At 65.7% G+C, this 19712-nt stretch carries 15 protein-coding genes; 2 read left to right on the top strand and 13 right to left on the bottom strand.

Annotated features, from left to right (window positions below):
• Positions 1 to 2: 2 nt before the first annotated feature.
• The 6 genes from AB0I14_RS29900 to AB0I14_RS29875 all read right to left on the bottom strand — a co-directional run bounded on the left by AB0I14_RS29900 (position 3) and on the right by AB0I14_RS29875 (position 7182).
• On the bottom strand, positions 3 to 1412 hold the full coding sequence (locus tag AB0I14_RS29900; protein WP_358029834.1) for an MCE family protein: 1410 nt from the start codon (positions 1410 to 1412) through the stop codon (positions 3 to 5).
• Positions 1409 to 2506 (bottom strand): MCE family protein, encoded by a 1098-nt coding sequence (locus tag AB0I14_RS29895; RefSeq protein WP_358029931.1) that lies wholly within the window; start codon positions 2504 to 2506, stop codon positions 1409 to 1411. The genes AB0I14_RS29900 and AB0I14_RS29895 overlap by 4 nt, the downstream gene beginning before the upstream one ends.
• A complete protein-coding gene (locus AB0I14_RS29890) occupies positions 2506 to 3522 on the bottom strand; it encodes an MCE family protein (RefSeq protein WP_358029831.1) in 1017 nt (338 codons plus the stop codon). Before AB0I14_RS29890 ends, AB0I14_RS29895 begins: the two co-directional genes overlap by 1 nt.
• 11 nt (positions 3523 to 3533) lie before the next feature.
• A complete protein-coding gene (locus AB0I14_RS29885; protein WP_358029828.1) occupies positions 3534 to 4700 on the bottom strand; it encodes an MCE family protein in 1167 nt (388 codons plus the stop codon).
• Positions 4701 to 5189: 489 nt separating this feature from the next.
• The gene (locus AB0I14_RS29880) at positions 5190 to 6308 is read right to left on the bottom strand and encodes an ABC transporter substrate-binding protein (protein ID WP_358029825.1); all 1119 of its coding nucleotides are present in this window, start codon (positions 6306 to 6308) and stop codon (positions 5190 to 5192) included.
• 142 nt (positions 6309 to 6450) lie between these two features.
• Positions 6451 to 7182 (bottom strand): FCD domain-containing protein, encoded by a 732-nt coding sequence (locus AB0I14_RS29875; RefSeq protein WP_358029822.1) that lies wholly within the window; start codon positions 7180 to 7182, stop codon positions 6451 to 6453.
• A 226-nt stretch (positions 7183 to 7408) separates the two neighbouring features.
• Between AB0I14_RS29875 and AB0I14_RS29870 the strand changes: the two genes are divergently transcribed.
• On the top strand, positions 7409 to 8419 hold the full coding sequence (locus tag AB0I14_RS29870) for a hypothetical protein (protein ID WP_358029820.1): 1011 nt from the start codon (positions 7409 to 7411) through the stop codon (positions 8417 to 8419).
• Between the two features lie 95 nt (positions 8420 to 8514).
• On the opposite strand, the gene AB0I14_RS29865 is transcribed toward AB0I14_RS29870, so the two are convergent.
• The 6 genes from AB0I14_RS29865 to AB0I14_RS29840 form a co-directional block, all read right to left on the bottom strand.
• A complete protein-coding gene (locus AB0I14_RS29865; RefSeq protein WP_358029817.1) occupies positions 8515 to 9321 on the bottom strand; it encodes an acyl-CoA thioesterase domain-containing protein in 807 nt (268 codons plus the stop codon).
• Positions 9318 to 10544: a CoA transferase gene (locus tag AB0I14_RS29860; protein WP_358029814.1), complete on the bottom strand. Its 1227-nt coding sequence runs from the start codon at positions 10542 to 10544 to the stop codon at positions 9318 to 9320. Before AB0I14_RS29860 ends, AB0I14_RS29865 begins: the two co-directional genes overlap by 4 nt.
• Before the next feature lie 40 nt (positions 10545 to 10584).
• Positions 10585 to 12735, bottom strand: coding sequence for a thiamine pyrophosphate-dependent enzyme (locus AB0I14_RS29855; protein WP_358029811.1), 2151 nt, complete (start codon positions 12733 to 12735; stop codon positions 10585 to 10587).
• Position 12736: 1 nt separating this feature from the next.
• Positions 12737 to 13510, bottom strand: a complete 774-nt coding sequence (locus AB0I14_RS29850) for an HAD-IIA family hydrolase (RefSeq protein ID WP_358029808.1) — start codon at positions 13508 to 13510, stop codon at positions 12737 to 12739.
• A gap of 116 nt (positions 13511 to 13626) precedes the next feature.
• Positions 13627 to 15012, bottom strand: coding sequence for an aspartate aminotransferase family protein (locus AB0I14_RS29845; protein ID WP_358029806.1), 1386 nt, complete (start codon positions 15010 to 15012; stop codon positions 13627 to 13629).
• Positions 15013 to 15025: 13 nt separating this feature from the next.
• The gene (locus tag AB0I14_RS29840) at positions 15026 to 16528 is read right to left on the bottom strand and encodes a CoA-acylating methylmalonate-semialdehyde dehydrogenase (RefSeq protein ID WP_358029803.1); all 1503 of its coding nucleotides are present in this window, start codon (positions 16526 to 16528) and stop codon (positions 15026 to 15028) included.
• 113 nt (positions 16529 to 16641) lie between these two features.
• On the opposite strand from AB0I14_RS29840, the gene AB0I14_RS29835 reads away from it, so the two are divergent.
• Positions 16642 to 18246, top strand: coding sequence for a PucR family transcriptional regulator (locus tag AB0I14_RS29835; protein ID WP_358029801.1), 1605 nt, complete (start codon positions 16642 to 16644; stop codon positions 18244 to 18246).
• 14 nt (positions 18247 to 18260) lie between these two features.
• On the opposite strand, the gene AB0I14_RS29830 is transcribed toward AB0I14_RS29835, so the two are convergent.
• On the bottom strand, positions 18261 to 19676 hold the full coding sequence (locus AB0I14_RS29830; RefSeq protein ID WP_358029798.1) for an acyl-CoA synthetase: 1416 nt from the start codon (positions 19674 to 19676) through the stop codon (positions 18261 to 18263).
• Positions 19677 to 19712: the final 36 nt, after the last annotated feature.

Below are 19712 nucleotides of genomic sequence, written 5' to 3'. Positions count from 1 at the left end.
GATCATGCTGGAGGTGTCCCTTCGGTGGGTGGCGCGGGTACGGGTTGCTCGGCCGGGCCGGCAGGCTGCGGCACGGGGGCAGGTAGCAACAGGTTCTCGACGCTGGGCGCTGCGGGCGGTGGTGTGTGCGGGTCCGGCGCGGGTGGTGGACCCCAACCCGGTGGCGGGGGCACATCGCCTGCCCCGGTGTACGCCGAAATGGCCGGCGGCTGTTCGGCGGGTACGGGTGCGCCCCCGGTTCCGCCGGGTTCCAGCGCGGGATCGGTGTAGATGATGTTGCGCGGGGACGGGGCCAGCGCGGGATTGATCGGGACGGGCAGGTTGTTGAAGTTCAGCTGGTCCAGTGCCGGACCGAGGTACTGCGCACACAGTTTCGCGGTTTCGGACGCCGTGGTGTTCTTGACGGCGCCGATGGCGGCACAGACGAACTGCACGGGGTTGGAGAAGTTAGTGAACGAAATCGAGCCGAGAATGGTGCCGGTGTCGGGGTTGTAGTCGGCGTAGCCGTTGGCCAGCGCAGTCGGTGTCACGTGCAGGAGTTGCTCAAGGTCCTTGCGATGGTCGGCCAGGTTGGAGGTGACATTGGCCAAACGTTGGACTTGCTCGCTGGTCTTGTCGCGGGTGCCTGCGACGAATCGTTGGACTTCGCCAAGTGCTGACGACAGATTCTTCAGTGCGGCGTCGAGGTCGGTGCGGTTGTCGTCGAGGACGCTGGTCAGCGTGGCGAACCGGCCTTGGAACTCGACGATTTGGGGGTTCGTGTCGCGCAGTGTGGTGACCAACGTTTGCAGGTGTTTGACCGTGTCGGCGATGTTGCCGCTGCCGTCGGCCAGAATGCGCCCAACGCCGGCCAGCTGGTTCAGTGTTTGGCGGAGTTTGTCGCCGTTGCCGTCGAGTGCGTTGGCGGTGCTGTCGATGAATCGTGCGATCGCCGGAGTTGATACCTGACTGTTCGGCCCCAATTCGGTTGCCAGGCGCATCAGTTGGGATTTGACTTCGTCCCATTCGACCGGCACGGCGGTGCGGTCGATCGGGATCACTGCGTTGTTGACCATGATGGGACCGTTGGCGTGAGCGTCACCGGACCGATAGGCCGGTGTGAGTTCGACGTAGCGGGCAGCGAGCAGGTTGGCGGCGACGATGACGGCTTTGGCGTCCGCGGGGATGGGCACTTTACGGTCGATGCCCAGCGACATCTTCACCTGGTTGCCTTCGGGGGCGATGGCAGCGATGGTGCCGACTTTGATTCCGGCGACTCGGACGTCGTCGCCCGGGTAAATGGCTGTGGCAGAGGTGAAATAGGCAGTCACTGTTTTCGCGCCGAAGAACGAGGCGTGCACCAGCACGGCGCCGGCCGTGAGGATCAGTGTGATGAGTACGCCTGCCAGTGAGGTGCGGTGGCGAGCGATCATGGCGGCCCCCATTGTTCTTGTGGTTGCGGGATACCGTTGCGCGGGAACGGGAATTCTGCGCGTGGGCCTGCGTTGTCAGGCGGCTGCCCGGCGTTGTCTCCTCGGCGGAATCCGAATGCGTAGTCCAAGAACGGCTGCAGAAGCTGAGGCATGCTCAGGTTGGCGATCTGGGCCTGGTAGTACGGGCCGCTGGATACCAGCTCACCGGTGCTCAATTCATATTTCGCCAAGCCGGGCAGCGCCTTGGCGATGTTGTCACGGTTCTTCTCCAGAACCGCGGTGACGGCGTTGAGTTTGTCGAGCGTAGGTGCCAGTTCGGCCTCGTTGTCGTGCACCAGGCCAGTGAGCTGGTTGGCCACTGCCGAGGTGTTGGCGAGCAGTTCAACGATGCCCTGACGCACTTGCACGAGCACATCGAGTAAGGCATTGCCGTCGAGGATCAGGGTGTTGACCTGCTGGCTGCGCTCGGAGAGGACCGCACTGACGTCGCCGATGTGTTTGAACAGCTCGCCCAGGGTTTGGTTGCGCGCATTGAGCGCCCGGGACAATCGGGTGAGACCGTCGAACGTCGATCCCAGATCCGGAGAGATCGCCTCGATGGTGGCCGAGAGTGTGTCGAGGGACTGGTTGAGGGTGCCGGTATCGGTGCCGGCGATGTCGGTGGTGAGGTCGCCCACGGCTTCGGTGAGCGAGTAGGGCGATGAGGTGCGAGTCGATGGGATGACGGCCAGGGCTCGCATCCGCCCGGGCCCGGCAGTGTGCACGGTCAGCACTCGCTGTCCCAACAGCGAGCCGGTGCGGATGTGGGCGGTGGTCTGCGATCCCAACGAAATGTCACTGCTGAGCGAGAACGTGACGAGCGCCTGCCCGTCATGAAGCTCCACGCCGGACACGGTGCCGACTTTCGTTCCCGACATGGTGACGTTATTGCCTACGGTCAACCCGCCGGCTTGATCGAATACGGCAAGGTATCTGATCTCGGTGGCATAGGACACCAACTGTTGGCTCCGCATCCCGACGGCGATGACCAGAAGGATGACAACGACACCGATGACGCCGCGTCGGATCAGCTGGGGTCCACGGTATTTCAGCATCAGTTGTCTGAGCACCTTCCCGCTTCTTGCTTCATCCAGGGGAAGACCGCTGTGCGTCCTTGAAGATCGGTGACTCGAACTGTGACGCCGCAGAGGTAGTAGTTGAAGAAGCTGCCGTAGGCGCCCAGCCGCGCCAGTTTCCGGTAGTTGTGCGGCATCCGCTGCAGTCCGGCGTCGAGGTGGTCTTTTTGCATGTCCAGGTTGGGGGCCAAACGGTTGAGCTCGTCGACGGTGCCGGCCAGCGGCGGGCGGGCCTGGGTCAGCAGGTCGGCCAGCGACGCGGTCCCGCTGTCGAGGGCGGTGATCGCGTTGCCGACTGGATCGCGATCGGCAGCGAGTTGACTGGCGAGCTGCTGCAGGCGATCGATCGTGCCGGAAAACTTCTCGCCGTCTTTGGAGAGGGTGCCCACGGCCGTGTTGAGGTTGTCGATAAGTTGCTGAACGAGTTGATCGTTGTTGGCGAGGTCGGTGGTGAACGAGGAGGTTTCCGACAGCAACGATTGCAGGGCACCGCCTTGCCCTTGCAGGACCTGCAGCAACGATTGGGTGAGCGCGTTGACGTCGTCGGGGTTCAATCCCTGGGTTACCGGCCGCAGGCCACCCAGGAGCAAGTCCAGGTCGAGTGCCGGCTCGGTACGTTCGACGGGAATCTGGGCCTCGGCGGGCAGGATGGTGGCCGCCGGCCCAGGCGCAGCGGCGAGTTCGAGGTAGCGGTCCCCGGTCAGGTTGAGATAGCGCACTATCGCCTTGGTTCCGGTGGTCAGCACCGCTGTGCGATCCGCATCAAAGGTGACCAGGACCGTGGTGTCCGGCCGTAGTTTCACGCTCGTGACCGTGCCGACGCGGATGCCGGCCACCCGCACCGAATCCCCCTGTTTCAAACTGGAAGCGTCGGCAAACACTGCTGAATAGTCTTGCGATGATCCGGTCCGGTACTGGCCGAAAACAACGAACAAACAGGCAGTGAGTATCGCCATCACGACACCGAACACTCCGAATTTGAGCGCCGTGGACATCGTCGAGCGCCTCACCCGGGTTGCCCGATTTGCGCGGAGTTCCGCGGCGGCCCGGCGATCGGTCCGAACAGCATTTGCTTGAGGCCGGCGGAGTTCAGCAGAACGCCTTCGTTGCCGTATCGGGCGGGGTTGGTGCCGACGTCGGCGATGACGAATGGCGGCCGGGACAGATAGCGCACGTTCGGCAACCCCGAGACGCATTGTGGCCCACCGGTCGCAGCGACCTTCGGTAGATCGATCGGGTACCGGTACCGCTCCTTGCCCAGGACGAACCCCGCATTGACCATGGCACCGGGAACTTGCGGTTGCTTGATGTAGGCGGCTTGGATCAACCCTCCCATCAGGCAGTACAAGGCTTGGTTGTACCGGCCGGTCAAATCGGTGGTCGGCGCCAACAGATGCACGGCATCGGTCAGTTGGGCACGGTTGGTCGTCAAGACGTCGTTGCCGACATCGGCGAGCCCGATCATGCTGACCAGGAATGCATCGAGGTTGTGCTGCTCGTCAACGATGCTCTGACTGATCCTGTTTGCGTTGCCGGCAGCGGTGAGCAGGCCGGGTGCTGCCTTGGCGTAGGCGGTGAGGACTGTTGGTGCAGTGGCCAAGTCGTGACTCAACGCCGGCAATCCAGGCTCAAGGGTGGCGAGGTAGGTGTCCAGGTCGACCAACATTTGACCTATCGACTGCCCGCGGCCATTGACGGCGGTGCCGATCGCGCCCAGCGTCTGGTTGAGTTTGGCCGGGTCGATCGTCGACAGCACCGCGCTTAGTTGCTCGAAAACGGTGTTCACTTCGACAGTGACCCGCGAGGCGTCCAGTACTTGACCGGGAACCATCGTCTGCGGTGACGGATCCGCCGGATCAATAAGCTGAACGTACTTCGCACCGAACACGGTGGTCGATGCGATGTCGACCCCGACGTTGGCCGGAATCTGCTGCAGCTGTGCTGGATCCATCGCCAGATGCAGGACCGCACGCCCGTTGGGCAGCGTTTCCAACGACTTGACAGCTCCAACTTGGACGCCCCGCAATTCGACCTTGGCGTCGGGGTTCATCACCAGCCCCGCCCGAGGCGACATCACCGTCACCGGAACCGATGCGTTCAGATCACCGCGAAACATCACCGCCACCATGGCGACCGCCAGTCCGACGATCAGCACCGTGATCAACCCGGCCACCGGGCGCGACCATGCACGCCCAACGCGGGAGTTTGGCTTCACCCGGCGTTTCACCCCCTCCAAGTCGGCGAGCACATCCGCTCAAGTGCCCCCAGTAGATCCCGTGCGGCGGCTGCGAATGCCCAAACCACCTGGACAGCAACCGTTTTACGATCCCCGCGCATGTTGCGGCGCTCCACAGCCCACCACCCTGAGCACCGCAAGCAGATCTGCGTCGCCTACGGTCATCCGAAGGTCGGACGCTACATACCTCTAAAGGTATAACGCAGCACACGTCCGATTGTCTAGCCCTTTCGCGCAGTAACCCCCGGGGAATCCCATAGCAATCGCCGCGTCGAGCGCGTCAATAATTTGCAGGTCAAAGCCATCAAACGAGGTCAGATCTCGCCAACAATAGGTACACCGGCGCTGGCATCGGGACAGATTCGACGGGCCCGCGACCTCGCTCATGGGAATTTGAGTGAGAGATATATATAGATATAACTTCGATTATCGATGCACGACAGGACCACTCACATGACCCTCGATGGTGGCGTGCAGTACGGAAGCGCTGCCGTCCGGGAGCACTCGTCTTGCGACCAGAAATTCACTGCCGACCCAGCCGTGCCGGATGAACTTCCCGAACCTCATTCGCGTCCCGGGAGCGCCAGTCGCCGCGGGCAGCATCTTGATGCGCTCCAACGCTTCTCTGACAGCCGGGCCCGTCAACGGTCGAGCATCGGCGAGAGCGGTCATCATGAGCCGACCAACGTCGTAGCAGTACAAGGGAAAGAAATACTCGGGGCGGTGCCCGTGGGCCCGCTCGAAACGATCCAGGAACGCCTGCCCCGTCTGGTTGCGCTCGTCGTACTGGTCAAGCCCGATCCAGCCGGCGAGTTGCTCGCGCCACCATTGGCTGGTCGCCGCGAACTCGAACGCCGTCGTCGTATACCGCGGCGGCATCCAACCGATGCCCTCCAGCGCAGCGTTCATACCGATGATTCCCAGGCCGAAACCGACATGCATGATCGCATCGGGCTTGCCTTCCGCCAGAGCGGACATCGCGGCTCGCTTATCACTCTCAACCTGCGGAACCGCCACTTCGTCCGTGATCGTCAACCCTGCTGCCCGGCAGGCCCCTCGGGTGGTTCGTAGGTACTCACGGCCGATGAGGCTGTCCTCGAAGGCAAGCCCGATCGTGCGGCACCCATCGAGAGCCGCGACGGTGGCCATGATGATCGGCTCTTCCTCCATGGACCCTGCCGGCAGCCCGAAAACCCACTCCCCCAACATGCTTTCCGATGCCGCCATGGTGATGATCGGCACCTGCGCGAGGTCCTCGACATACCTGCGCAGCGCGACGCCATTCTCTGACACCCACGGCCCGAAGATCACCAACGCATCTGCTTCGACCAGCTCATGGAACGCGTCGCGCACCGCACGAAAAGTTCCGTTCGGCAGCCCCTGCACCGCGCGTACGACGAATTCGACAGGACGCTCGATTATTCCACGCTCCAGAGACTCGTCAGCGACGAGTTGCAGTGCCGGAAGGATGTTCTCGTCGTACTTGCCGCCCTCATCCAGGTAATCGATGAGCAATCCGATGCGCGCCGGGGTCACGTCGGCCATAGAGCTACTCTCCACCATGTCGAGCGCCGGCAGAGTTCCGGCGAAACATCTGACAATTCGGGTCCGTCAAAACTAACCCACCATCAGAGCTGGAGTCCAGAGAAACCTTTACATGTTTTTCCGACCGAGTTCGTAGCTGGCGTCAGAGATGGCTGTTCACCTCGACCGTCGAACTGCCGCGTTTCCCCAGGAGGGTCCGGCGCAGGCGGGCCATATGCGCAGCGCAGTGCGCCTGTGCGGCGTCGCCGTCGCCCGCGGAGATCAAGTCGACAAGCTGTTCGAACTCGCGAATCGTGCGGCGCCGCGACGCGATCGGCTCCTGTTGACTCCGCGTGAGCACGTCTGCCACTGCCGCACGGGTGATCACCTCGTTGATCATCTCGCAGATCACGATGAGCGTTTGATTGCCGGCCAACTCCACCATGTCACTGTGGAATCCGACCATGGCGGTGGTACATGCCACAGGGTCGTCGACGGTGCGCTTCATTTCGTACACCAGCTCGCGCAAACGCTGAGCGGAACGCTCGCGGCCACGTGACATGGCCACCATTCGCGCCAGTGCGGGTTCGATAACGGCAGCGGCCTCGAACACATCGGTCAGCGAAACGCTGCGTGTCTGCAGCACCAGCGCCGCAGCCCGGGCAGTCATCCGTTGATCGGGGCGGTGTACGACCACCCCGCCGAGCGCGCCTCGCACCACCGAGATCAGGCCTTCGGCCTCCAGAATCCGCAACGACTCACGAAGCGACGGCCGGGACACCTCGAAGCGTTCCAACAAATCCGCCTCGGTACCGAGCAGGTCCCCCTCATCGAGCCCGCCGGAGATGATCAAACTTCGCAGCTCGTCGGCGATCTGTTTGGGCTTTCCGGTCACAGTACCGCCGACCGATTTACTCCTACCTGTCGTCGGCTTCGCCACTTCTCCCCCTACCGCCCAATCGATGTGGGCAACCACGTGAAGCAAAGAACAAATCAACCGGTCGGCTGCGGCGCACCGCCGCCAAGCGCGCAGTGACCCTTTACAAGGATACCTCTAGAGATTTAGATGTGGACATGCACGCCGACCTGGCGCCAATCTACTTCAGTTCTGGGGTAATACCGTGAGCGACGTCAGAGAGCAACCGCCCGACATCAAGTTCGCCGTGGCTACCCAGCCACCGACACTCGACCACTATCGTCGGGAGTGGACCCCGGGGCCAGGTGTCGGGCTGGCCGGCATGTGGATCGGCGCCGTGGTCAACGACGATGCGGGGCAGACCTATTGGGGACTGCGCGGCGCCGATGACTTCCTCACCGGCATGACACATGTGGTGTCACCGATCACCGGCTTCAAGAAGCTGCCTGCGTCGTTCGATCCCGACCCGCCACACCTGTTCGCGGAGTACTCGACCATCGACTGGTTCGAGCCGATGACCTACGCCGACACCGGCGCCTCGGTCACGCTGAGCTATCCCAGCGGACGCATCGAACGCGACGCTGGGGGATTCCACTGGCACGATGCGAGCGGACGCTGGGAAATGCACGGTACCAACGTCACCGACGTGTTCACCGTCCACGTTCCGGCACAGGACGGCGTGGCCGAGCAGGTGTATTACCGGCACGAGCTGATGGCCGCCACCGGGACCATCGAGGGCATTCCCGTCTCGGGCTACCTGCATCAGGACTATGCCTACGGGCCGCCAGGACAGGTGTACCCGGAGCTCCCCATCGCCCGGCACCTGCAGGGGATGTGGGTGTCGTGGATGCACGAGTACCAGGACGGACAGTGGGGCGGCGGCTGTTTCTGGCAGGGGCGCGACGGCGTCACCTTCGGTCCCGGATATCAAGTCATCGGCGGAGCGACCACCGCATACGACGACATCACCGCAACGCCGACGTTCGACGACGCCGGCAAGCTGACCAGGCTGGACACCAAAATCGGTTCAGACACATACACATTCACGTTCGATACGTCCGGCAGCTACATCCACTACTTCGGCCGTCTCACCTCCAGTTCGTCGGGCAGGATTGCCTCACGCAGCTGGTGCTGGGTCGAATACGCCGGCGCGCTGCTCACCCCCGAAATCCTCGACATGGCGATGACGCCCTTCGCCCTCGCGCGCGGGCGGTGACCCAGGCCGATCCCCGTAGTCGAAGTTCTCCACGGTGTACGCCACCCCAACGACTGGAGTCCTGACAACTGTTTGGGACCGAAGCCGTAGGAAACTCAGTCCGCCAAGCGGTCGGCAACCAGCCCTTCCTGTACGAGGGTGGCGGCGACCGCACCGTCGGCCCGCAGCAGGCTTGACGTGATCAGCCCCCGGCCCCGCGCGGCGGCAGGTGAGCGCGACTCCAGCAGATTCCAGTCCCCGGCCTGTACCGGGCGGTGAAACCAGATCGACGAATCTGTGGTGCCACTGCGGTGACTGCGCGAGCGCATGCTGTGCCCATGCACGGCCAAGGCCGGATCGATCCCGTAGAGATCGGTGATGTACACCGCGATCAGCATGTGCACCAACGGATCGTCCGGCAGTTCGGTGGTGACCCGCCACCACATCCGGCGCACGAACTCCTCCCCCGAGCCGTCGTCGGCGATGCGAATGTCGAACTCGTCGAGCGGCAGGGACGGCGCCGGGCCGGGCGGGCCGGTGCACGGAAGCACCTCTGGATCGTGCGGCATCGCGCCCTGCCCGTGTTCGGGCCCGGCGAGCCCCGTCGCGAACGACACCGTGGCCGCGGTCAGCATGCGGCCGTGCTCATACGATTCGACACGCCGGGCCGAGGCGGTGCGCCCGTCGTACACGCGGTGCACGCGATGCTCGACGGCTTCCCCGGCGTTCCCGCCGCGCAGGAACTGCAGGTGCATGTTGGTCGGTGACCGGTCATCTTCCACCGTCCGGCAGGCGGCCGCCAGGCTCTGCGCGGCCAGCAGACCGCCGTAGGCTCGCTTGCCGGCCGGGCCGCTGGCCCGCCCGGTGAACACGTCACCGTCCGCGTGGGCACGGACGTCCAACAGCTTCAGCAGAGTGCTCACTGAGCGGTACCCGTTGCGACGATGCCTGATTCGGTGAGTGCCGCGATCTCGTCGGCACCGAGTCCGAGGTGTTCGGCCAGCACCGCGGTGGTGTCGTCGCCAAGTGCGGGCGCGGGCACCGCCGGCGGATACACCCCGCCGATCGACACCGGCAGGCCGGGCGCCAGGTACGTGCCGATGCGGGGTTGCTCCAGCGGAGTGAACAGCGGGTTGGCGACCACCCGATCGTTGACGGCGACCTCTGCGAAACTGCGGTACTGCTCCCACAGCACCGAGGTACCCGCGAGCGCCGCGCTGATCTCGTCGGCGGTGTGCTCGCTGAACCACAAAGTGAACAGGCCGGTCAGGGCGTCGCGGTGGGTGTAACGCTGACCCTCGTCGGTGAAGTCGGCACCGAACGCCTCGGCAAGGGCAGCAACGGCTTTGGTGGTCCCGGTGACCTCCGTGACGTCACGGAAATGCCGGCCGGTGAGAGCGACGAGCATGAACCCGACGCCATCGCTGCTGGTGAAGTTCTGCCCGTAGGTGCCATACAGCGTGTTGCCGAGCCGTTCGCGCCCGGTGCCGTTGATCATCACCTCGGTCAGAAACCCGAGATTGCCTGCGGTGGCGAGCGCGACGTTCTCCAGCGGGATGCTGATCCGCGCGCCCTCACCGCTGGAATCGCGGTGGCGCAGCGCGGCACTCACTGCCAGCGCCACGTACAGCCCGCAGCTGACGTCCCAGGCCGGCAGTACGTGGTTGACCGGGGTGGACAATTGCGCGGGCCCGGTAACCAGGGGGAAGCCCAGCCCGGCGTTGACGGTGTAATCCACCCCGGTGCCACCGTCGGCGCGCCCTGATACCTCGACGTGGATCAGGTCGGGACGCAGCGCGGACAGTACATCGTACGAATGCCATTGCCGTCCGGCCACATTCGTGATCAACACGCCGGCCTCGGCGATCAGCCGTTGCACCAGCTGCTGCCCCTGTGGCGAACGCAGATCAGCGGCCACCGAGCGCTTGCCCTTGTTCAGACCGGCCCAGTAGATGCTGTCGCCGCCGTCGGTCAGGGGCCAGCGGTGGTAGTCGGCGGCACCGCCGACAGGGTCGACGCGCACCACCTCGGCACCCAACTGTGACAGGGTCATGCCGGCCAGGGGCACGGCGACGAAGCTGGAGATCTCGATGATCCGCACCCCGGCCAGCGGGCGGGTCGGATCCGGCGCCACAGGTTCTGCCATCCGGTCAAGCTATCAAGCGGGTGCTCAGCACTGCGTTCGCCTACGGTCCTCCGACGAGTTTCACCGCGGCTGCCTCGATGGTGTCCTCGGACAACAGCACCTGTAGTGCGGCGTCGCCGAGCGGGATGAAGCTGTCGGCACTGGCCACCCGCTGCACCCGGCCGGAGTAGCCGTGGTCGGTGAGCTCAGCCACGATGCCTTCGCCCACGCCTCCGGTTCGGCGGGTCTCGTCGACGATGAGCACCCGCCCGGTCGCATCCGCCTCCCGCAATATGTCCTCGACCGGCAGCGGCGACAGCCAGCGCAGATCGACCACCCGGGTGGCAATCCCGGCCTGCTCCAAGCGGCGGGCCACCCGCAGGCTCAGCCACACGCCGTTGCCGAAGGTCAGGATCGTCAGGTCGGTGCCGTCGCCGTAGGTGCGGGCCCGGCCGATCTGCACGGGCTGACGCGGGTAAGGCGCCAGCCATCGCTGATCGCCGTCGACGTAGAGATCCTTGGTGTGGTACAGCGCGATCGGTTCGAGGTAAATGCACACCGCGCCAGCGTCTTTGGCGGCGGCAACGCAGGTGTGCAGTATGGCCGCGGCGTCGTCGGGCCGGCACGGGGACGCGATCACCACTCCCGGAATGTCGCGGATCGCCGCGATCGAGTTGTCATTGTGGAAGTGGCCGCCGAATCCCTTCTGGTAGCCGTAGCCGGCGATCCGCACCACCATCGGGTTGCGGTAGCGGCGGTTGGAGAAGAACTGCAGGGTGGCTCCCTCACCGCGGATCTGGTCGGCGGCGTTGTGCAGGTAAGCCAGGTATTGGATTTCCGGGATCGGCACCAGTCCTGACACTCCGGCTCCCAGCGCCAATCCGAGGATCGTCTGTTCGTCGAGCAGAGTGTCGAAAACCCGCGCGGGTCCGGCGGCGGCCTGTAGCCCGCGGGTCACTCCGTAGACCCCACCCTTGCGGGCGATGTCCTCCCCGAACACGATCGTCTCCGGATGGGCCTGCAGGACGTCCTGCAGCGCCGCATTGATGGCCAACGCGAGGCTCAACGGTTCGCCGCCGGGCTCGCCCGGGGCGGCGACGCAGACCGCCCTGGCCTCGTCGAGCGTGTCGCGCAGTGGCTGCATGACAGCTGTCGCGCTGTCCAACTGCGGACAGTCACTGACCTCGCGGGCCAGTTCCATCACCTCGGCACGCTTGCCCTCATAGCGTTGCACTACCTCGTCCGGGGTCAGAATGCCATGGGCCACAAGTCTTCTCGCGGTGTTCAGCACCGGATCTCGCTCGAAGTCGGCGAGGATCTCGGCGGGACGCCGGTAGGCCGGCTCGTAGTCGCTGCCGGCATGACCCATGAGCCGCACCGTCCGCAGATGCAGAAAGGCGGGCTTGCGTTCGCGACGAACCCAATCGGCCGCCGTCTGTGCGGTATCGAACGCGTCGACGAGGTCGCAGCCGTCGGCGGCGAAGTACCGCAGCCCCTCTCGATCGCCGTAGGCGCGGGCAATCCACCCGTGCGGTGTCGGCGTGCTGATGCCGATGCCGTTGTCCTCACACACGAACAGCAGCGGCATCGGCAGGCCCTGGTAGGAGGCGTGCAACGCGGCATTGACGGCACCGACGGTGGTGGAGTGATTGGCCGAGGCGTCGCCGAAACTACACACCGTCACAGCGTCATCGGGCCACGGGCAGGACACGCCGAGCTTGCGGGTACGGGCGATCGAGAAAGCCACGCCCACCGCCCGCGGCAGATGCGAGGCGATGGTGGAGGTCTGCGGAATGACGTTCAGTTCGTGACGGCCGAACACCTTGTGCCGCCCGCCGGAGATCGGTTCGGCGGTGGCCGCGACCACGCCCAGCAGCACGTCGCGCAGCGGATCGGCGCCGTCCACCTGGGCAGCGCGGGCCAGGTAGAAGCCGCCCGAACGGTAGTGCAACAGCGCAGGATCGGTCGGACGCAGCGTCGCCGCCACCGCGGCGTTGCCCTCGTGGCCCGACGATCCGATGGTGTAGTAGCCCCTTCCCAGCGAGCGCAGCCAGCGCGCGGCCAGGTCCAGATGCCTGCTGCCCAGCTGGGCATCGAAGAGCGCCAAGGGATTCGGGATACCAAGCGGGGATCCCACGCTCGGCCCGGTCAGGGCCGATACCGTCGCAGTGAAGTACTCATCGATGGGCTCGGTCCCCGAAACTCCGGCCATCTCAGATCAATTCGATGGCTTCGGCGATGGACGGCAGTATCCGGCTGGGCCGGAACGGGTAACGCTCGATGTCCTCGACCGACGTCGAACCGGTGAGCACCAGAATGGTGTCCAAACCTGCCTCGATCCCGGCCACCACATCGGTGTCCATCCGGTCGCCGACCATCACGGTGTTCTCCGAGTGCGCCTCGATCCGGTTGAGGGCACTGCGGAACATCATCGGGTTGGGCTTGCCGACGAAATACGGGTCGCGTCCAGTGGCCTTGGTGATCATCGCCGCCACCGACCCGGTTGCGGGCAGCGGCCCCTCGGCCGACGGGCCGCTGACGTCAGGGTTGGTGGCGATGAACCGGGCACCGCCGAGGATCAGCCGGACGGCCTTGGTGATCGCCTCGAACGAATAGGTGCGGGTCTCCCCCAGCACCACATAGTCCGGATCGATGTCGGTCAGGGTGTAGCCGGCCTCATGGAGCGCAGTGGTCAGCCCGGCCTCGCCGATCACATAGGCCGAGCCGCCCGGCAGCTGGTCGGCCAGGAACGCCGCGGTCGCCAGCGCCGACGTCCAGATCGACGTCTCGGGCACGATCAGCCCGGAGCGCGCAAGCCGGGCCGTCAGGTCGCGCGGCGTGAAGATCGAGTTGTTGGTCAGCACCAGGAACGGCCGTTCCTTGTCAGCCAGGGTCTGCAGGAAGTCGGCGGCGCCCGGCAGCGCGTGCTCCTCGCGCACCAGGACGCCGTCCATGTCGGTTAGCCAGCACTGGGCAGGTGAACGCACTCGTCCAGTGTCTCAAGCGGGTGCCCAAATCAAGGGCCAACGCATTTATCCACAGGACGCCGACGGCCCGGCGTGCGGAAAACCGCACCACCGGGCCGTTGACTACTCAGCCGAGGTCAGCTCGTGTGCTGATCGGCGACGTCGAGCGCCTGGTCCAGGATCGCCAGACCTTCGCGCGCCTCCTGCTCCGTGACGTTGCACGGCGGCACGACGTGGATGCGGTTGAAGTTGGCGAACGGCAGCAGGCCGTTGGCCTTGCACGCCCCGACCACGGCGTTCATCGCCGGGCTGGAGCCACCGTAGGGCGCCAACGGTTCGCGGGTCTGCTGGTCGGCGACGAGTTCGACCGCCCAGAACACACCGGCGCCACGGACCTCGCCGATGCTGCGGTGCTTGGCGGCCAGGTCGGCCAGGCCCGGCGCCAGAACCTCGGCGCCGATCTTGGCCGCGTTCTCGACCATGCCCTCGTCGGCCATCGCGTTGATGGTGGCGACGGCGGCGGCGGTGGCCAGCGGATGCCCGGAGTAGGTCAGCCCGCCCGGGTAGGCGCGATGGGCGAACGTCTCGTAGATGGCGGGGCTGATCGCCACGCCACCGAGCGGCACGTAACCGGAGTTGACGCCCTTGGCGAAGGTGAGCAGGTCGGGCACCACATCGAAATGATCGATGGAGAACCACTTTCCGCTGCGCCCGAATCCCGCCATCACCTCGTCGGCAATGAACACGATGCCGTAGCGGTCGCAGATCTCCCGCACCCCGGCCATGTATCCGGGCGGGGGCACCATGATGCCGGCAGTACCCGGGATCGACTCCAGGATGATCGCGGCGATGGTGGACGGGCCCTCCATCTGGATCAGCTTGTCGAGGTACTCGAGCGCGCGCTGGGATTCCTGTTCCTCGGTCTCGGCATAGAACGACGAGCGGTACAGGAACGGTCCGTTGAAGTGCACGGTGCCGGTGTTTCCGCGGTCGTTGGGCCAGCGCCGCGGGTCACCGGTCAGGTTGATCGCCGTGTCGGTGCCACCGTGGTAGGCGCGGTACCGCGACAGCACCTTGTAGCGGCCCGTGTGCAGGCGGGCCATGCGGACCGCATGCTCGACGGCATCCGCACCGCCGTTGGTGAAGAACACCTTGTTCAGGTCACCGGGGGTGCGCTCGGCGATCAGCCGGGCCGCCTCCGAGCGGGCCGAGTTGGCGTACTGCGGGGCCACCGTGCACAGCTTGGCAGCCTGTTCGGCAATGGCGGCAACAACTTTCGGGTGCTGATGCCCGATGTTGGTGTTGACCAGCTGGCAGGAGAAGTCCAGCAGCCGGTTGCCGTCGCCGTCCCACACGTAGGAGCCCTGCGCGGCGGTGATCGTCATCGGCGAGATCTCCTCCTGCGCCGACCAGGAGTGGAACACGTGTGCGCGGTCGAGTTCATAGGCCCGCGCGGCCTCGGCCTTCGCCGCCTCGACGGTCAACCCGTTGGGCAGCGCGGCGGACTCTTGAATCACAGTCATGAGTGGAATTCTCTCACTTGTTCTCGGGGAACCCGAGGTTGATACCACCGTGGCTGGGGTCCAGCCAGCGAGTGGTGATGGCCTTGGTGCGGGTGAAGAAGTGCACGCCCTCCGCGCCGTGCGCATGGCTGTCACCGAACAGCGACGCCTTCCAGCCGCCAAAACTGAAGTAGGCCATGGGAACCGGGATCGGCACGTTGATACCGACCATGCCGACCTCGACCTCGTTCTGGAAACGCCGCGCCGCGCCGCCGTCATTGGTGAAGATCGCCGTGCCGTTGCCGTAGGGATTGTTGTTGATCAACGCAAGAGCCTCGTCATAGCTCTCGACCCGCAGCACCGACAGCACCGGGCCGAAGATCTCGTCGGTGTAGACGCTCATCTCGGGGGTGACGTTGTCGAGCAGGGTCGGGCCCAGCCAGAAGCCACCCGCATCCCGTTGACCCGCCCCGTCCATGACGGTGCGACCGTCGAGCACGACCTTGGCGCCGTCGGCCTCACCGGCATCGATGTAGGAGGCCACCTTGTCGCGGTGAACCTTGGTGACCAACGGACCCATGTCCGAATCCTTGGTTCCGTCACCGGTTTTGATGGTGGCGGCGCGCTCGGCGATCTTGGCCACCAGATCGTCCGCGATCGGGCCGACGGCGACGGCGGCCGAGATCGCCATGCAGCGCTCACCGGCGGAGCCGAATCCGGCGTTGACCATGGCGTCGGCGGCCAGGTCCAGGTCGGCGTCGGGCAGGATCACCGCGTGGTTCTTGGCCCCGCCGAGGGCCTGCACGCGCTTGCCGGCCGCGGTAGCGGTGGCGTAGACGTACTGTGCGATCGGGGTGGAGCCGACGAAGGAGATCGCCTTGATCTTGGGGTTGGTCAGCAGCTCGTCGACCGCGGTCTTGTCACCCTGCAGCACGTTGAACACGCCTTCGGGCAGGCCGGCCTCGGCCCACAGGCGAGCCATCCACAGCGCTGACGACGGATCCTTCTCCGAGGGCTTGAGCACCACGGTGTTACCGGCGGCGATGGCGATCGGGAAGAACCACATCGGCACCATGGCCGGGAAGTTGAACGGCGAGATGATGCCGACCGGCCCCAGCGGCTGCAGCACCGAGTGCACATCCACGTTGGTCGAGGCATTCTCGGTGAACCCGCCCTTGAGCAGACTCGGGATACCGCAGGCGAATTCGACGACCTCGAGGCCGCGGCTGACCTCGCCGAGTGCGTCGGAGAGCACCTTGCCGTGCTCGGCGGTGATGAGTGCGGCCAGCTCGTCCTTGCGGGCGTTGAGCAGCTCACGGTATGCGAACAGCACCGAGGTGCGCTTGGCCAGCGACGTGTCGCGCCAGGCCGGGAACGCCGCCGCAGCGGCGTCGATCACCGCACGCGCATCATCCACACTGGCCAGCGCAACCTCACCGGTCACCGCGCCCGTCGCCGGATTGGTCACCGGCGACGTGGCGGACGACGTCCCGGCGAAGATCTTTCCATCGCGCCAGTGCTGGATGACATTGCTCATGGGGTCCGAACCTTCCTGCGGCATTGGGGTACGGCTACAACCCTGAGCCACCATCAACGCGGCCGGAGCAATCATCTTGTAAGCCTGGTCGACTTGTTCATTACACTTTGTAAATGATCCCGACCGTGCGTGACGTCATCGAGCTTCCAGTGGTGCAAGCCGGTGAACCCGAGGTACTCAGCGCGCAACAACTGGATCGGGCGGTGCGCTGGGTTCACGTCAGCGACATGCCCGATCTGGCCGGGCTGCTGCAGGGCGGCGAGCTGGTGCTCACCACCGGTGCTGCCCTGCGCGACGCACCGAGTGACTACCTGGACCGGATGCAGCGAGCCGGCGTCGTCGGCGTGGTGGTGGAACTGGGCACCCGTATCGAGTCGCTTCCCGACAGCGTCGGCGAGATCGCCCAAAACCTCGGCCTGGCGCTCGTGGTGCTGCATCGGGAGACAAAGTTCGTCGAGGTCACCGAGGCGGTGCACCGGCTCATCGTGGCCGACCAGTACGAGGAGCTGGAATTCGCCCACCGGACCCACAAGACGTTCACCGAGCTGAGCATGAAGCGTCCGTCGATGGCCGACATCGTGCGCGCAGCCGCCGAGATGATCGACGAATCGGTGGTACTTGAGGACCTGTCCCGGCAGGTACTGGCGATCTCACCCCGCCACGAGGCGGCCACCACGGTGCTCGTCGACTGGCAACGTCGGTCCAGGGCGATGACCGAACCATGGGCCACCACCTCCGTCGGCCCTCGCGCCGAGGAGTGGGGCCGGCTGATCGTCCCGCACGCCCCGGTTGCGCCGGCCAAAGCCAAGATGGTCCTGGAACGTGCCTCGCAAGCGCTGGCGCTGCACCGGATGGCCGAGCGCGGCCGGTCCGGCCTCGAGCATCAGGCCCAGAGCGGGTTGATCGACGACGTCCTGGGTGGGCGGATCGCCGACGACCGCGAGGCTGACGCCCGAGCGCTGGCTCTCGGCCTGCGGGCCACCGGGCCGTACGTGCCGGCCACGGTTCGGGTGGGTGCGCCGGCGGACCGGCTCGACCCGGTCGGCACGCAACGCCGCAACATCCGGATCCTCGATGCGGTCGCCCATGACGTGAAAGCCCAAGGACACAGCGCGATCTGCTCGATCCGGCGGGACGGCGAGATCGGCCTGGTGCTGGCGCTGAATCCTCGACGCGGCTTCAGCGCGGATGCCACGCTCGGCCGCCTGGCCGGGGGCTGGCGTGAGGCCATCGACCGTGGCGGCGACACCGACAAGGTCGTGGTCGCGATCGGCAGTGGTGCTGCCGCGTTCGCCGATGCCGTCCACGGGTTGCGTGAGGCGGCCCACGTGGCCGAGGTTGCGGCGTCGATGCCGGATCTGGCCCGCCCGTTCGTGCGCGCGTCGGATGTCCGGCTGCGTGGGCTGATCACGCTGCTGCTCGACGATCCGCACGTCCAGACGTTCGCCGAAACCGAGCTCAAGGCCCTGCTGATGCACGATGCCGCCCACGGCAGCGACGACATGGAAGTGTTGCGCGGTTACCTGGAACTCGCGGGCAACAAGTCCGCACTGGCCAAACGCCTGCATATGAGCCGCCCGGCCCTATACAGCCGGTTGGCCTCGATCGAACGTCGGCTCGGCGTCAACCTCGACGACGGCGAATCGATGACTTCGCTGCACGTGGCGTTACTCATCCTCGACGCCCAGCGCAGCGCCAGCCCGCAAGCAACTCCCTGACCCATCCGGACCGCTCAATCTGTGGTGAGCAGCTTCTTCTGCACCTTGCCCATGGCGTTTCTCGGCAGTTCGCCGAGGAAGACGACTTCGCGCGGCCGCTTGTGCTGCGACAGTGTCTGGGCCACGAAGTCGATGAGACCGTCGGCGAGCCGGTGGCGGTTCTCCTCATCGGTCACCACGTACGCCACGACCCGTTGTCCCAAGTCGGCATCGGCGCGTCCGACGACGGCCGCCTCACGCACCGACGGATGGGCGAGCAGCGCGGTTTCGACCTCACCGGCGCCGATTCGGTAACCGCCCGACTTGATCAGATCCACTGATTCCCGGCCGACGATCCGGTGGAATCCCGCCGCGTCGCGGGTGGCCACATCTCCGGTCACGAACCATCCGTCGTCGGTCCAGGCGGCCGCAGTGGCCTCGGGACGGTTGAGGTAGCCGTCGAACAGCATGGGGCCGCGAACCTGCAGACGCCCGATGCTGGCGCCGTCATCGGGAACGACGTGACCATCCTCGGTGCGCAGCCGGGTATCGACACCGAGTACGGGTTGGCCGACCGAGCCGGGCCGTCGTTCCCCGTCGGCCCGGGTGGACAAGGTGATCATGGTTTCGCTCATCCCGTACCGCTCGATCGGTGTGCAGCCGGTGAGCTCGGCGATGCGGTGGAAAACCGGAGTCACCAACGGTGCGCTACCGGATACCAGCAGCCGGGCACCACGCAGCGCCCGCGCCGACGCTTCGTCGGCGGCGATGCGCGACCACACCGTGGGAACGCCGAAGTACATCGTGCCGGCCGCGGCGGCATAGCGGTCTGGTCGTGGTTTGACGGTATGGATCACGCGTGAGCCGATGCGCAGTGAGGCGAGCATGCCGAGCATCAGCCCGTGCAAGTGGAACAACGGCAGACCGTGGACCACAGTGTCGTCGCGCGTCCATTGCCAGGCGTCGGCCACGGCGTCGATACCGGCTGCCAGCGCCCGGTGGCTGAGGTTGACCCCCTTGGGCGCCCCGGTGGTCCCCGACGTGTACAGAATCATCGCGACGGCCTCGGGTGACGGCGCGCCGCGCAGTTCGCCACGTCTGCGGCCCCGGGCGATCGCCGGTATCGCGGGGATGTCCGAGTCCTGATGCGGCGGCCCGGCCCAGCATGTGACCCGAGCGTCGGTGAGCATGTGCCGCAGCTCGGCAGAGCCGGAGTCGGGTGGAATGGGCACCACCGGGACGCCGGCGAGCAGGCAGCCGACCACGGCGACGACTGTCTCCAGAGTCGGTTGGGCACACACCGCGACCGGTCCCCCGTCCGGCAACGCGTCGGCAAGCGCGCACGCCGCATCGAACAGCTGCGCACGCGACAAAACCCGCGCACCCACCGAGATCGCGGCGGCGGTGTCGACCGAGTCACTCCCGGCAGGGTCAAGAGACGTCAAAAGCATCGGCGGACAAGTCCTTTCATTGCTGGTAGCGACCAC

The organism is Mycobacterium sp. NPDC050441, assembly GCF_040655355.1.
Taxonomy (GTDB): domain Bacteria; phylum Actinomycetota; class Actinomycetes; order Mycobacteriales; family Mycobacteriaceae; genus Mycobacterium.
Note: the sequence above shows the minus strand (reverse complement) of the source record. Positions and strands in the feature narration are given on the sequence as shown.

Excerpts from the sequence above, each read along its gene's own strand:
- AB0I14_RS29830 (WP_358029798.1), bottom strand. The coding sequence starts at position 19,676 with ATGCTTTTGACGTCTCTTGACCCTGCCGGGAGTGACTCGGTCGACACC.
- AB0I14_RS29895 (WP_358029931.1), bottom strand. The coding sequence starts at position 2,506 with ATGCTGAAATACCGTGGACCCCAGCTGATCCGACGCGGCGTCATCGGT.
- AB0I14_RS29880 (WP_358029825.1), bottom strand. The coding sequence starts at position 6,308 with ATGGCCGACGTGACCCCGGCGCGCATCGGATTGCTCATCGATTACCTG.
- AB0I14_RS29890 (WP_358029831.1), bottom strand. The coding sequence starts at position 3,522 with ATGTCCACGGCGCTCAAATTCGGAGTGTTCGGTGTCGTGATGGCGATA.
- AB0I14_RS29840 (WP_358029803.1), bottom strand. The coding sequence starts at position 16,528 with ATGAGCAATGTCATCCAGCACTGGCGCGATGGAAAGATCTTCGCCGGG.
- AB0I14_RS29900 (WP_358029834.1), bottom strand. The coding sequence starts at position 1,412 with ATGATCGCTCGCCACCGCACCTCACTGGCAGGCGTACTCATCACACTG.
- AB0I14_RS29855 (WP_358029811.1), bottom strand. The coding sequence starts at position 12,735 with ATGGCCGGAGTTTCGGGGACCGAGCCCATCGATGAGTACTTCACTGCG.
- AB0I14_RS29860 (WP_358029814.1), bottom strand. The coding sequence starts at position 10,544 with ATGGCAGAACCTGTGGCGCCGGATCCGACCCGCCCGCTGGCCGGGGTG.
- AB0I14_RS29845 (WP_358029806.1), bottom strand. The coding sequence starts at position 15,012 with ATGACTGTGATTCAAGAGTCCGCCGCGCTGCCCAACGGGTTGACCGTC.
- AB0I14_RS29835 (WP_358029801.1), top strand. The coding sequence starts at position 16,642 with ATGATCCCGACCGTGCGTGACGTCATCGAGCTTCCAGTGGTGCAAGCC.